Source organism: Variovorax dokdonensis (genome assembly GCF_030316895.1).
Taxonomy (GTDB): domain Bacteria; phylum Pseudomonadota; class Gammaproteobacteria; order Burkholderiales; family Burkholderiaceae_C; genus Variovorax; species Variovorax dokdonensis.
Window position 1 is genome coordinate 256,826 of the sequence record NZ_JASZYV010000003.1, and the last position, 12,544, is coordinate 269,369.

Annotated in this window: 14 protein-coding genes; all 14 read right to left on the minus strand. The window is 68.2% G+C overall.

The features are described 5' to 3' along the window. Positions 1-18 precede the first annotated feature (18 nt). Entirely contained in the window at positions 19-474 is a 456-nt protein-coding gene (locus QTH91_RS14975) for a RidA family protein (protein ID WP_286660901.1), read from the minus strand. Beyond that, complete coding sequence (locus tag QTH91_RS14980) at positions 474-1,505, minus strand: Rieske 2Fe-2S domain-containing protein (RefSeq protein WP_286660902.1); 1,032 nt, start codon at positions 1,503-1,505, stop codon at positions 474-476. Before QTH91_RS14980 ends, QTH91_RS14975 begins: the two co-directional genes overlap by 1 nt. Before the next feature lie 31 nt (positions 1,506-1,536). After that, positions 1,537-1,755: a recombinase-like helix-turn-helix domain-containing protein gene (locus tag QTH91_RS14985; protein WP_286660903.1), complete on the minus strand. Its 219-nt coding sequence runs from the start codon at positions 1,753-1,755 to the stop codon at positions 1,537-1,539. Positions 1,756-1,794: 39 nt separating this feature from the next. Continuing rightward, on the minus strand, positions 1,795-2,121 hold the full coding sequence (locus QTH91_RS14990; RefSeq protein WP_286660904.1) for a hypothetical protein: 327 nt from the start codon (positions 2,119-2,121) through the stop codon (positions 1,795-1,797). After that, complete coding sequence (locus tag QTH91_RS14995; protein WP_286660905.1) at positions 2,118-3,275, minus strand: FAD-dependent monooxygenase; 1,158 nt, start codon at positions 3,273-3,275, stop codon at positions 2,118-2,120. The genes QTH91_RS14990 and QTH91_RS14995 overlap by 4 nt, the downstream gene beginning before the upstream one ends. Before the next feature lie 17 nt (positions 3,276-3,292). Continuing rightward, complete coding sequence (locus QTH91_RS15000) at positions 3,293-4,294, minus strand: Bug family tripartite tricarboxylate transporter substrate binding protein (RefSeq protein WP_286660906.1); 1,002 nt, start codon at positions 4,292-4,294, stop codon at positions 3,293-3,295. A gap of 13 nt (positions 4,295-4,307) precedes the next feature. Continuing rightward, entirely contained in the window at positions 4,308-5,279 is a 972-nt protein-coding gene (locus QTH91_RS15005; protein WP_286660907.1) for a VOC family protein, read from the minus strand. After that, a complete protein-coding gene (locus QTH91_RS15010; protein ID WP_286660908.1) occupies positions 5,276-6,760 on the minus strand; it encodes an aldehyde dehydrogenase in 1,485 nt (494 codons plus the stop codon). The genes QTH91_RS15005 and QTH91_RS15010 overlap by 4 nt, the downstream gene beginning before the upstream one ends. 23 nt (positions 6,761-6,783) lie before the next feature. Further along, on the minus strand, positions 6,784-7,584 hold the full coding sequence (locus QTH91_RS15015; protein WP_286660909.1) for an aspartate dehydrogenase: 801 nt from the start codon (positions 7,582-7,584) through the stop codon (positions 6,784-6,786). 8 nt (positions 7,585-7,592) lie between these two features. Beyond that, positions 7,593-9,296 (minus strand): thiamine pyrophosphate-binding protein, encoded by a 1,704-nt coding sequence (locus QTH91_RS15020; protein ID WP_286660910.1) that lies wholly within the window; start codon positions 9,294-9,296, stop codon positions 7,593-7,595. A gap of 72 nt (positions 9,297-9,368) precedes the next feature. Beyond that, positions 9,369-10,205: an SDR family oxidoreductase gene (locus tag QTH91_RS15025; protein ID WP_286660911.1), complete on the minus strand. Its 837-nt coding sequence runs from the start codon at positions 10,203-10,205 to the stop codon at positions 9,369-9,371. 14 nt (positions 10,206-10,219) lie between these two features. Then, positions 10,220-11,056 (minus strand): IclR family transcriptional regulator, encoded by an 837-nt coding sequence (locus QTH91_RS15030; RefSeq protein ID WP_286660912.1) that lies wholly within the window; start codon positions 11,054-11,056, stop codon positions 10,220-10,222. A gap of 31 nt (positions 11,057-11,087) precedes the next feature. After that, on the minus strand, positions 11,088-11,966 hold the full coding sequence (locus QTH91_RS15035; RefSeq protein WP_286660913.1) for an alpha/beta fold hydrolase: 879 nt from the start codon (positions 11,964-11,966) through the stop codon (positions 11,088-11,090). Positions 11,967-11,983: 17 nt separating this feature from the next. Next, positions 11,984-12,526, minus strand: a complete 543-nt coding sequence (locus QTH91_RS15040; protein WP_286660914.1) for a cupin domain-containing protein — start codon at positions 12,524-12,526, stop codon at positions 11,984-11,986. Between the last annotated feature and the right edge of the window lie 18 nt (positions 12,527-12,544).

Consider the following 12,544-nt stretch of genomic DNA (forward strand, 5'->3'; position numbering starts at 1 on the left):
CGGAATACTTGGCGTGTGTCAGGGGGCGGGGGCGGCACTTCGCAGGTCGGCATCGAGCCGGACGGTGGCGTCGATCTCCACCCGCAGTTCAGGAAAGACCAGCGCGCTCACCGCTACCAGCGTCGATGCCGGATAGGCCTGACCGCGGAAGAAGTCGCGTCGCGCGCGGCCGACTTCGTCCTTGTCGGCGATGTCGGTCACATACACGGTCAGCTTCAGGATGTTGTGGATGCCGCCGCCGGCCGCCTCGGCCAGCGCCTGGATCTTGCGCAGCACGACCATCGCCTGCTCGTAAGCGCCCAGCGGCGCGCCGGCAGACGCGGCATTGCGCGTGGCCGGATGCGCCGTCTGGCCCGAGACGATCAGCTCGGGGCCGACGCGCAGCACGTTCGACCACGTCGCGTGCGGCAGGTCGGGCACCACCGCACAGGCGATGCGCTCGACATCCACGGCGCTGACGGCGGCTTCTTGCATCAGGCGGCCTTCTTCTCTTGCGCGGCCAGTTGCTGCTGCGCGAGGCCCTTCATGTGGCGGCGCAGGCGCACGATGCCCAGGTCGTGCTGGTACAGGTTCTCGTGCTGGTTGGCATCGGGCTCCATGTTCTCGATGAGCACGCGGTCCTGCTCCAGCACGTGCCAGTGGCGCGCCTCCAGCCGGTTCTTGTAGAGAAAGCGCCAGGTGTCGCGCTCCCAGCCCTTGGGCAGCTTGCGCACGCGCCAGTGGAAGGCGCAGCTCAGCGTGGGCGAGATGGGCGTGTAGCTGCCGACGATGCCAAAGTTGCCGCCGGGGCCGCCCGTCTTCGGATAGGGGATCTCCAGCCGCATCCAGTGCACGCCGGTGTCGGCCCACTCGGTCCAGTCGAAGTTGACGTTGCGCTGGCCTTCCTTCTCGAACACGAAGCCGGTGTCGGTGGGCCGAACGCCGAACTTGGCCTGGCTGTCGCCCTCGGCCATCGAGTGCGACTGCTTGTGCAGGAAGGTGCCGTGCATCGGGTCCATGACGTTGTCGAGCACGTAGCGGTAGTCGCCCTTCCATTCGGCATAGCAAAGGAAGTGGGAGTACGTCTCGTCGTCCGTCAATTGCTCGGGCAGCACCAGCGGCGGGGGCGTATCCACCGGCTCACGGCTGTTGTAGAGCCACACGGCGCCGGCACGCTCTTCCACGTGGAAGTTGAAGGTGGCGTGGGTGCCTTCGAGCTTGCAGCCGGGGCTGCCGGGTACGCGCGTGACGACGCCGTCGCAGCGCACCTCGACGCCGTGGTACGGGCATGACAGGCGGTCGCCCAGGATCACGCCTTGCGACAGCGGTGCGCCGCGGTGCGGGCAGCGGTCTTCGAGCGCATGCACCTTGCCACTCTGGTCGCGCCAGAAGGCCAGCTTGCGGCCCAGCCGGCGAAGCGAGACGGGCTTTTCCTGGATGTAGCTCGATGGGCAGATCGGATACCAGAGATCCTTCAGGCCGATCTCGAGCAGGTGGTCGACCGGGTCTTGAACGATGGGAATCATGTGGGGCTCCTTCTTTCTTCGACGACCGGGATCAGGCGGCCAGTGCGGCCATGGCCGCGCGGTAGTTGGCTTCGGTCCAGGGCGAGCCGTCGGGGCTGGACAGGCCGCTGTCGTTCAGGCTCTGCACCAGGCCCGGCAGGTCGTGGATGCCGGCGCCGTAGGCGCGCTCGATGGCGTCGCCCAGCAGGTCTTCGTAGGTGGTGGGGGGGCGCTGGCGCGCCTGGTGGGGATCAAGGTTTCGATCGCTCATGTGTCGCTCCTTCGGTATCCGTTGGGTTCTTGCGCGGCCCTACTGGCCGCCATCGCGCACGCGTTCGCGGATGCGCTCGCGCACCGGAACGAAGTCGTAGGTCGGGTAGCACTCGGTGCTGAACACGCCCCAGGCGCGTCGCTCCAGCTCGACGTTGACCAGCGCCAGCTTCTCGGGCGGCAGTTCCAGCGTGAGGATCTGGCCCATGCCCATCGCCACGGTCCACGACACGATGCGGCAGCCTTCCGGCGGGAAGCTCTCCCACCAGTCGCTGGCCTTCATGCGCGCCTGCACGTCGTCCAGGGTCAGCCCAGGGTGATGCTTGAGCACCACCGTGAGCAGCAGCTTGCCGCCGGCGTCGCTCATGCCAGCGACTCCTCTTCGGCGGCCAGCGGCTCGGCCCAGGCGTCGTAGCCGTAGACCCAGTCGGCATTGCCGCCGTCGCGTAGCCAGTTGTTGCCGCGCGAGCCCAGTTGCACACGGCTCGTGCGATCCAGGCGAGCGCGCTCGTAGCGTTGCAGCGCGGCGGGCAGACCGGCCGCGTCCACGCCTTCCAGATGGCGGGCCAGCACGACGGCATCTTCGATCGCCATGCCCGCGCCCTGCGCCATGAAAGGCAGCATGGGGTGCGCCGCATCGCCCAGCAGCGCCATGCGGCCCTGCGTCCAGGCGGGCATCGGATCTCGCTCGTACAGCGCGGTCTTGAGCACGCTGTCGCAAGCGTCGAGCAGCGCACGCGCTTCGGCGTGGTAGTCGGCGTACTGCGCGCGCAGCTCTTCCACGCTGCCCGGTGCGGTCCACGACTCGAGGTGCCAGGTGTCCTGCGCGGTGGTGGCGAAGATGAACACGTCCTTGCCGCGATTGAGCGGGAAGGTCACGATCTGGCTCTGCGGATTCGGCCCCCACCACTTGGTGAATGCGCCCAGGTTCGGCACACCCGCCACGCGCTCGGCAGGCACGACGGCGCGATAGGCCACGATGCCGGTGAAGCGGGGGCTTTCAGCGCCGAACATCGCCGTGCGCACGGCCGAGTGGATGCCGTCGGCGCCCAGCAGCGCATCGACGCGCGACTCGGAGCCGTCCTCGGAGCGCACCGTGACGCCGCCTGCGTCCTGCACGATCGACTGTGCGCGCTTGCCCAGTTGAATGGATTCGGCGGGCACGGCTTCGGTCAGCGCGGCGAGCAGATCGGCGCGGTGGATGGTGAGCTGCGGTGCGCCGTAGCGTTGCTCGGCGGCCTCCGCCATCTCGAGTCGGGAGGTTTCCTCACCGCTGTCGTAGCTTCGGCTGATGCGGTGCGACGGGCGCGCGGCCGTCACCCGCGCCGCCTCGCCCACGCCAAGTCCGTCGAGTGCGCGGACGGCATTGGGCGTCAGGTTGATGTCGGCGCCCACGCGAGCGAACTGCCTGGCCTGCTCGAAGACGATCACGTCATGCCCGGCGCGGCGAAGCGCGATGGCGGCGGCCAGGCCGCCGATGCCGGCGCCGACGATGCCGATGGTGGAACTGCTGTGGCTCATGGTCTGCCCCTCGCGCATCACTGCGCCTCGATGTTCCGGGCCTTGATGATGGTGGCCCACTGCTTGGTCTCGGCACGGATCGCCGCGTCGAATTCGGAAGGCTTCATCGGCTGCGCGCTCATGCCCTGGGCCTTGAGCCGCTCGGCCACGTCGGGCTGGGCCAGGAAGTCGGCCGCGTCGCGCGCCAGTTGCTCGGCCACCGCCGGCGACGTGCCGGCCGGTGCCATGAGGCCGTACCACGACGTGACGTTCACCCCTTCGATGCCCTGCTCCGCCAGCGTGGGAATGTTGGGCGCGATGGGCGTGCGCTGTGCCTCGGTCACACCCAACACCACCAGCTTGCCGTTCTGGATGAAAGGCAGCGTGGCCGGCAGGTTGCTGAACATCAGCGGCACCACGCCGCCCAGCACGTCGTTGAGCGCGGGGGCCGTGCCCTTGTACGGCACGTGCAGGATGTCGACGCCGGCCTGCTGCTTGAACAGCTCGCCGGCCAAGTGCAGGCCGCTGCCCACGCCCGGCGACGCATACGACAGCGTATTGGGCTTGGCCTTGGCCATGGCCACCAGTTCCTTGGCGCTCTTGATGCCGGCCGAAGGCGCCGCCACCAGCACGTTGGGCGCCTTGGCCAGCAGCGTGACGGGCACGAAGTCCTTTTGCATGTCGAACGGGAAGTTCGGCATCAGCGTCGGATTGATGGTCACGTTGCCAGCCGGAATCACCAGCAGCGTGTGGCCATCGCCCTTGGCGCGCTTGACCTTGTCCATCCCGATGTTGCCCGCCGCGCCTGCGGCGTTGTCCACCACGGCCGCCTGGCCGTAGCGCTTGGAAAGCCCATCGGCCAGGATGCGCGCCAACGTATCCACCGGACCGCCGGGCGGAAACGGCGAGACGATGGTGAAGCGTTCGGCGGCCAGTTGCTTCTGGGCGTCGGTGGCTTGCTGGGCATGCACAGGCGCCAGGGCGCACGAGAGCAACAGGGCGGCCGGAGCCAGCAGGCGAATCGTTCGGTTGGTGTTCATGATGTCCTGGGGTCTACTTTTTCTCGGTCAGGAAGGCGCCCTTCGGGCCTTCGACGTTCTTCTGGCGACGCGTGTTGCCGTCCAGTCCGCCATCGACGGCCCATTCGGCGAAGACGGTCGGTCCGGGTTCGAAATCGCGCGGCTGCCAGTCGGCGGTGAGTTGGTCCTCGTCGGCGTAGTACTCGATCAGTCCGCCGGCCGGGTTCCTGAAGTACCAGAAGTACGCCGACGACACCGGGTGCCGGCCCGGGCCGAGCTGGGTGTCCCAGCCGCAGCGGGAGAAGTGCAGCCCGCCGCCGAACACCTCGTGGATGTCACGCACGGTAAAGGCCACGTGGTTGATGCCCCGCTTGCCCGAGGGCAGCTGCAGCAGGAACAGGTCGTGATGCCCGCCGTCGGGCGCGCAGCGCATGAAGGCGCCGCGGCCGGGATAGCGGTCGGACGAGACGAAGCCGAAGCGCGACTCGTAGAACGCTTCCACCGCCTTCACGTCGGCCACGAAGAACACCACATGACCCACCTCGATGGGCGTGGCGCGCTCGTACACCGGCGCCGGCTGATTGACCCGGTTGCGCGAGTTCCAGGTGTTCATCTGCGCGCTGGTCACGTCGACATCGCGCTTGCGCGAAACCTGCAGGCGCACGGCCAGGCCGTTGGGGTCGGTGCAGCCGATGCGGCGCGCGCCCTCCACCTGCGAGTCGAAGAAGCCGGGGTCACCCGCGATGGCGCGGGCATAGCGGTCCAGGTCGGCCTCGCTCTCCACACCCCACACCACTTCGCGCAGCGTCGGACCTTCCTCGATCGCGGCTGGCAGGCCGGGACGGTCCATGGCCACCACATCCACGCGGCAACCGTTGAGGCATTCGAAGCGAAGGCCCTGCGCATCCTCGCCGGCCAGATGCAGGCCCCAGTCGGCGAAGAAGCGCTTGCTGGTGGCGAGGTCGTCGGTGGCGTAGGTGATCTGGTCGATGCCGAGCACGCTCATTTCAAGCTCCCTGCCCAGGCGATGGGCTGTTCGTTCGTGCCCCAGTACATGCTCTTTTGCTCCATGTACTGGAAGATGCCCTCGCGTCCCTTCTCGCGGCCCAGGCCGGAGTCGCGCCAGCCGCCGAACGGCGTGGAGACGGAGAACTGCTTGTAGGTGTTGACCCAGACGGTGCCGGCCTGCACCGCGCGCCCGATGCGCCAGGCGCGCTTGAAGTCGCGGCTCCACACGCCCGCGGCCAACGCGTAGACGCTGTCGTTGGCCTGCACGATGAGCGAGGCTTCGTCGTCGAAAGGCATGGCCACCAGCACCGGCCCGAAGATCTCTTCCTGCGCGGTGCGCGTGCCGTTGTGCAGGCCTTCGAGAATGGTCGGCGTGTAGAAGTAGCCACTGTCGCGCCCTTCCCCATGCGGCCGTACGCCGCCGGTGCGGATGTGGCCGCCTTCCGAGACGCCCAGTGCCACGTAGCGTTCCACGCTTTCGCGGTGCTTGGCCGTGATGAGCGGACCCATCTGCGTGCGTTCGCTGGCCGGGTCGCCGACGCGCAGCGCATTGGCGCCTTCGGCCAGACGCGTCAGGAACTCGTCATAGATGGGCCGCGCCACGAACAGCCGCGAGCCCGCGATGCACGATTCGCCCGACGAGCTGAAGATGCCGTAAAGCACGCCGGCCACGGCATGGTCGATGTCCGCATCTTCCAGCACCATGGTGGCCGACTTGCCGCCAAGTTCGAGCGACACCGGCATCATCTTCTCGGCCGCGATGTGGGCGATGTGCTTGCCGGTGCCGGTGCCACCGGTGAACGACACGCGCTTGACCAGCGGATGCTTGGTGATCGCATCGCCGATCACCGAGCCCTTGCCCGGCAGAACGCTGATCTGCCCCTTGGGCACGCCGGCCTGCTCGCAGATGCGGGCCAGTTCCAGCGCCATCAGCGGCGTGACCTCGGCGGGCTTGACGACCACCGCGTTGCCGGCAGCCAGGGCCGGCGCGAGCTTTTGCGCTTCGCTCGCGATGGGCGAGTTCCACGGCGTGATCGCAGCCACCACGCCCATGGGCTCGTGCACGCTCATCGTCACGTAGGCACCGCGCGAGGGGGTGATGCTTTCTTCCAGCGTCTCGCAGGCCGCCGCAAAGAACTGGAAGGTGCCGGCGGCGCTGGCCACCAGCGCGCGCGTCTCGCTGATCGGCTTGCCGTTGTCCAGGCGTTGCTTCTGGGCCAGCTCCTCGGCGTTGTCGCGGATCAATTGGGCGACGCGGTACAGCACCGCGGCGCGTTCGTGCGGGAGCTTTTGCGCCCAGCCGCTGGTGGCGAAGGCACGCTGCGCGCCCTGGATGGCCTCTTCGACGTCGTCGAGGCTGGCTGCTTTCAGGCGCGCGATGGGTTCGCCGTTGGCGGGGTACAGGCTCTCGTACACATCGCCGCCGCCCAGGCGCCATTCGCCGGCGACGCAGATGGGAAGGAGTTCGTTGGAGATCATTGGCGGACTCTCAGTCGAATGGGTCAGATGGCGAGCGGCCGCACGCGGTTGCGCACGGCACGCAACGCGCTGTAGACCGTCAGCGCCGAAGTCTTTGGATTGGCCGCCAGCGGCTTGTTGCGCATGGTCAGCTCGAATCGGCCGAAGGCGCCTTCGGCTTCGACCTGGTGCACGTTCTCGTCCACCGCGGGATCGGCGATCAGGCGCACGCGCGTCTGGTCCAGCCCAAGGCCGGCGAGCGAAACGGTGGCAGCGACGTTGGCGTTCTTCGGATAGAGCCGCGCCGCCTCGCGTGCGCTGCCCTCGAAGATGACGGTCTCGGTGGCGAGAGAAGCCAGGTTGCGCCCCTCCTCCGCCGGCGTGCCGCTCCAGGCGCGCGGCGGCTTGCGGCCGGTGTAGCGCACCGTTTCGAGACCGCCGGCTCGTGCGGCTGCCAAGGCATCGATGGCGCCAATGGCACCTGCGATGAGCTGCACCTGCGTCTTGCCCGTCTGTGCCGCGCGCTCCAGCGCCTCGGGCAGTCCCTGCGCCGAAAGCGCTCCGACCGAAGCCACCACGCAGGGCGTGCCGCGGCGCAGCGCCGGCAGCACGTGCTGCTCGATCGCCGCATGGCCAGCCGCTTCGACCACGAGGTCGATGCCCGCCAGCGGCACGCTGGACACGACCACGGCGCGCGGTGCCAGCCGTTGCGCCACGGCGCGCGCGGCAGGCATGCCTTCCTCGGGCACCACGATGGCGGCCACTTCCAGCGCCGCGTCGTCCTTCAGCAGCTCCAGCAGGGAACTGCCGATGGCGCCGCAGCCCACGATGGCGATGCGTTCCATGTCGTTGCTCACTGCGGTTGCGCCGAGGCGGCCTCGCCCAGTGCCGGGATCTTGGTGATCTTGTTGGTCGGCGGACCGGCGAAGGTGCTCTTGAAACCACCGATGGAGAGCATGTCGATCTCCAGCAGGAAGGGGCCGCGCTTGGCCAATGCCTCGGCCAGGCGGCCTTCCAGATCCTGCAGGTTGCTGACGCGGGCGTGCGGCAGCGCCAGCGACTGGCAAAGCTGCGCGTAGTCGGGCGTGTGCAGATCCACGTAGCAGCGTCGGCCGCCGTACTGCACGTCCTGGATGTTCTTGATCACGCCGTAGCCCTTGTCGTTCATCAGCACGATGACGAGGTCGGCCTGTTCCTGAACCAGCGTCGCAAGTTCACCCAGGTTGAGGATGAAGCCGCCGTCGCCGGCCAGGCAGAAGGTCTTGCGGCCCGAGCCGGTGACGGCCGCACCGACCGCGGCGCCGATGGCCATGGGCATGCCCTGGCCGATGCCGCCGCCCGTGGCATGCACGCCGGCGCTCGGTTCGAAGATGCGCAGCTCGCGGTTGCCCCACGTGCTGTTGGAGACGGTCACGTCGCGCACCCAGTTGAAATCGCGGCCGGCCACGCCCTGGATCTGGCGCACCAGTTCGGCGTACGGGCCGAGGCCGTCGCGCAGCACCGCCACCGATTTGTCGTGTGCGGCACGCAGGTCTGCCAACAGTGCCGGGTCTGCCCGGTAGCCGGCGGCTTCCAGGCGGTCGGCCAGTCCTTCCAACGCCAGAGCGGAATCGCCACACAGGAAGCCGTCGGTGACGTAGCCACGCCCTTCGGCACTGCCGTCGGCATCGATGCGGAACAAGGGGCGCGGGAGCTTGAGCTCGTACTTGAGCGTCTCGTTGCCGCGCAGGCGCGAGCCCACCACCAGCATCGCATCGCACGTCTGGTAGAAGGCCTCGACGGCCGGCTGGATGTTGTAGGCACCGAGCGAGCCGGCATCGTCTTCCGGCACCGTGCCGCGTCCCTGCGTGGTGGTGACGATGCCGAAGCCCAGGGCCTGCAGGCGACGGATGGCCGCGCGAGCGTGGCGCGCGCCACCGCCCACCCACAGCAGCGGGCGGCGCGCCTTTTGCAGGCGCTCGGCCAACTGGTCGAGCGCGGCGGCCGAAGGCACGGGCACCTCGACGGGCAGCGGCGACAGGTCGGCCGGCATGTCCATCAGCGAGGACTGGATGTCGATCGGGATCTCCACGCTCACCGGGCCGGTGGGTGCGCTGGTGGCCAACTGCACCGCGCGCTTGAGCGTGCCCAGCAGGTTGTCGGTGCTGCGCACGCGCAAGGCGGCTTTGGAAACGGCCTTGAGCATGGTGAGCTGGTCCGGCGCTTCGTGGATGTACGACATGCCCTTGTCCAGGTAGGGCGTCTCGATCTGGCCGGTGATGTGCAGCAGCGGCGCGCCAGCCGTGAGCGCCTCGACCAGGCTGCCGGCGATGTTGCCCGCCGCCGGCCCGGTGCTGGTCAGGCACACACCCAGGCTGGCCGTGGAACGTGCATAGGCATCGGCCATGTTGCCTGCGCCCGCCTCGCCGCGCGCCGGCACGAACCGGATCGCACCGCGCTGCGCGAAGGCGTCGAGGATCGGCATGTTGTGGATCGAGATGACCCCGAAGGCCGCCTTGACGCCGCATTGTTCGAGGAAGGCGGCGACGACGGCGCCGGCGGTGACTTGCTGACTCATTTCAAAGCTCCACAGAATTCGGATGAAGGGTTGCTCGAGCCGCACGCTAAGGTGGGCCGGGCTGGGGTGGGCCTACGCATGGCGGGAATGGCCTCCGGAGATGTCGAGGTGAGCGCCCGTGGTGTACGAAGACAGCGGCGAGGCGAGAAAGACGATGGCGCGCGCGGCTTCTTCGGGCAGGCCCAGGCGGCCCAGCGGAATGTGCTTGGCTGCCGCGAGTTCGCGGGTCCAGGTCGGCCAGTCCTTGGACTTGTCTTCGCGCGCCTCGAAGCGGCGGCGCCATTGACCGGATTCGATCAGCCCGATCAGGATCCCGTTGACGCGCACGCCGTGCGGCGCGAACTCGGTGGCCATCGAGCGCACCAGGTTCAACAAGCCTGCGCGAGCAGCCGAGGTGGCCACCATATGCGGCTCGGGCTGGCGTGCCAGCAACGAATTGGCGCAGACGATGGCGGCGTCGCCGTGCGCCTCGCGCTGTGCGGTCAGTTGAGACAGAAAAGCGCGGGTCGGATGAATCACCGAGAAGAACTTCAACTGCAGCTCTTCGGTCCAGGCTTGGTCTTCGGTGTTGGCGAACGTGGAGACGCGGCCCTGGCCCGCGTTGTTGACGAGCATCGATGCCTGGCCCAACGCTGCTTCGCTTTGCGCGGCGAAGCTGCGCACGGCCTGCGCGTCGAGCACGTCGCAGGTTTGGGCGAAGAGGCGCGCGCCCGGGTGGCGTTCACGCAAGCCGGCCACGGCCTTGTCGAGTCGGCCGGCGTCGCGGCCGCACAGTGACACCGCCGCGCCGCTGGCAAGCAGAAGGTCCACCGTCGCCAGGCCGATGCCCGACGAGCCGCCGGTGACCACGGCCACGCGCCCTGCCAGTGCGTCGGCGGCCAGGAGGTTGCGGGAAGGATCGAAACTCATGTCAGTTCGGTGCCTCAGGCACGTTGGCCGCCGCGCAGCGGCACAACCTTGCCGTTGGCCGCGGGCGCGTAGTTCAATAGGCCGGAAAGCTGGTCCGCCGTCTCGCGCACGCGGGCCACCATCTCGTCGATGCGCGCTTCGTCGATGTGGCCGGAGGGAATGGTGGCGCCCAGCGCGGCGACGATGTGGCCGCTGTGATCGCGCACCGGCGCGGCGATGCTGGAGATGTTCGATTCGAAGAAACCTTCGCCCAGCACATAGCCGCGCTGGCGGTCGGACTGCACCATGTCGAACAGCTCGTGGACGTTCTTCGGCGTGTTGGGCGAGAAGGTTTCGAGCTTGTCTTCTGGATAGAGCGCACGCAGTTGCGGCAGCGTGAGGTCTTCCAGCAGGATGCGCCCGAGCACGGTGGCATGCGCCGGCAGCCGGGTGCCGACGTTGACCGAACTGGCAAAGGGCGAAGCCTGTGACACCTTGGCCACGTAGACGATGGAGCGGGCATCGCGCACCACCAGGTTGCACGAGGTCTTCAGTTCTTCCGAAAGCCGCTGCAGCAGCGGCGTGCCCAGTTGCGTCAGTTCCAGCGAAGCGAGGTATTCGAAGCCCAGGCGCAGCACGGCCAGGCCCAGGCGAAAGTCGCGCCCACCGTCGGCACGTTCCAGGAAGCCCATGTTCTCCAGCGTCGAGAGCAGGCGGAACACGGTGGAGCGCGGCAAGTCGAGCCGGCGTGCCAGTTCGGGCGCCGAAAGCGTGCGATCGTCGCGGCTGAATTCGCACAGCAGGCGCAGGCCGCGCTCGAGGGCGGGCACGTTGTAGCGGTCGGCGTCGTCGGTGATGTCGTTGTCGCTCATGATGTCTCGTTGTGGTGTTTGCAAATGGCGTTCAGCGCGGGGCACCCGACTGCAGCCAGGTCGCGACAGCTTGCGGCTGCTCGACGTAGCAGGCATGGCCGGCGTCTTCGAACAGATGCAACGGCACGCCGCAGGCATGCGCGGCCTGCTCGCAGGCCGTCGGCGTTGTGACGATGTCCAGCGCGCCGCATGCGACGCGCACCGGCATGGCCGGCGGAAGGTCTTGCAGCACGTTCGCGCCAGCGAGCAGTTCCACGGCCTGCAGATACCCGGCCTCGTTCAAACGGCCCATGTTCCAGCGCACCCACTGGCGCGCCCGCGCATCTGCGTGCTCGCTCACCAGGCGCTGGTCGGCCTTGGCGGCCATGCCGGCCACGCCATCGCGGATCAATGTCTCGATGCGCTGGCGCCGTACGCGCTCGGCCTGCTCCTGCTGGCCCGCGGCGCCGTAGCCCAGCGCCGGACTGATCAGCACCAGTTGCTCGATGCGCGCGGCCAACGGCGAAGCGTCGCGGGCTGCCCATGCCGCAGTGATGGCGCCCAGCGAATGGCCGACGAGGACGAAGCGATCGAGGTCCAGTGCATCGACCAAGCCCTGCAGGCGATGCGCATAGTCATGCGCCTTTGGTTGCGCCGGCGCGACCGGCGTCGAATCGCCGTAGCCCGGCATATCCCACGCGATCACGCGCGCGTCGGCCTGCTCGGCCAGCAGCAGCGCCGTATCCAGCCACGACGCCGCACCCGAGCCGATGCCGTGCAGGCACACATACGCCGCCGCTCCGGCCTTCGCCTGGCCGCACTCGCGCACCGAGACGACGCCGCCGTCGGCCAGCGCCACACTGCGCGCGGCAAAGCGCGAGTTCAGTCGCTCGAGCTCAGGGGCGGCGAGATCGTGGGCGAGTGACGACATGATGTTCAGCGGCCGTCTCAGCGCTTGATCTTGGCCAACGGGTGGTCGGCCGGATAGGTCGGCGTGACGGGCTTCTTGGCGCCCAGCATCACGCACATCAGCGCGTCCTCGTCGCCGATGTTGATCTCTTCGCGGTACACGCCCGGCGGGACCGAGATCAGGTCGCGATCGGTCATCACCGTCTCGTAGCGCTCGCCTTCCGGCGTGGTGATCACCACCTTCAGCTTGCCGCGCATGAGGAAGAAGATCTCTTCCACATCGGTGTGGATGTGCGGCGGGCCTTCATGGCCGGCCGGGATGACCATCGTCGAGAAGGTGAAGTTTTCCGAAGGCACGGTGTTCACGTCGCTCGAAACGCCGGTGCCGCCCGTGCCGACATAGCGCATCTGCGCACGACGGAACTTGGGGTCGAAGTCGGCCTGGAACTTCAGCGCGTCCCAGTCGTACTTGCGGGTGGAATAGCGTGCGATGCGCGTCGTCATCCACTGCTCGAGGCTCGCGCCTTCGGGGCGTGTCCAGCTCGGCTGGTCAATGTTCTTCTGCTCGGACAGGTCGCTCATTTCAAATCTCCTGCGAAA

Excerpts from the sequence above, each read along its gene's own strand:
- QTH91_RS14990 (WP_286660904.1), bottom strand. The coding sequence starts at position 2,121 with ATGAGCGACGCCGGCGGCAAGCTGCTGCTCACGGTGGTGCTCAAGCAT.
- QTH91_RS14995 (WP_286660905.1), bottom strand. The coding sequence starts at position 3,275 with ATGAGCCACAGCAGTTCCACCATCGGCATCGTCGGCGCCGGCATCGGC.
- QTH91_RS15030 (WP_286660912.1), bottom strand. The coding sequence starts at position 11,056 with ATGAGCGACAACGACATCACCGACGACGCCGACCGCTACAACGTGCCC.
- QTH91_RS15020 (WP_286660910.1), bottom strand. The coding sequence starts at position 9,296 with ATGAGTCAGCAAGTCACCGCCGGCGCCGTCGTCGCCGCCTTCCTCGAA.
- QTH91_RS15015 (WP_286660909.1), bottom strand. The coding sequence starts at position 7,584 with ATGGAACGCATCGCCATCGTGGGCTGCGGCGCCATCGGCAGTTCCCTG.
- QTH91_RS15010 (WP_286660908.1), bottom strand. The coding sequence starts at position 6,760 with ATGATCTCCAACGAACTCCTTCCCATCTGCGTCGCCGGCGAATGGCGC.
- QTH91_RS15000 (WP_286660906.1), bottom strand. The coding sequence starts at position 4,294 with ATGAACACCAACCGAACGATTCGCCTGCTGGCTCCGGCCGCCCTGTTG.
- QTH91_RS15035 (WP_286660913.1), bottom strand. The coding sequence starts at position 11,966 with ATGTCGTCACTCGCCCACGATCTCGCCGCCCCTGAGCTCGAGCGACTG.
- QTH91_RS14985 (WP_286660903.1), bottom strand. The coding sequence starts at position 1,755 with ATGAGCGATCGAAACCTTGATCCCCACCAGGCGCGCCAGCGCCCCCCC.
- QTH91_RS15025 (WP_286660911.1), bottom strand. The coding sequence starts at position 10,205 with ATGAGTTTCGATCCTTCCCGCAACCTCCTGGCCGCCGACGCACTGGCA.
- QTH91_RS15040 (WP_286660914.1), bottom strand. The coding sequence starts at position 12,526 with ATGAGCGACCTGTCCGAGCAGAAGAACATTGACCAGCCGAGCTGGACA.
- QTH91_RS15005 (WP_286660907.1), bottom strand. The coding sequence starts at position 5,279 with ATGAGCGTGCTCGGCATCGACCAGATCACCTACGCCACCGACGACCTC.
- QTH91_RS14980 (WP_286660902.1), bottom strand. The coding sequence starts at position 1,505 with ATGATTCCCATCGTTCAAGACCCGGTCGACCACCTGCTCGAGATCGGC.
- QTH91_RS14975 (WP_286660901.1), bottom strand. The coding sequence starts at position 474 with ATGCAAGAAGCCGCCGTCAGCGCCGTGGATGTCGAGCGCATCGCCTGT.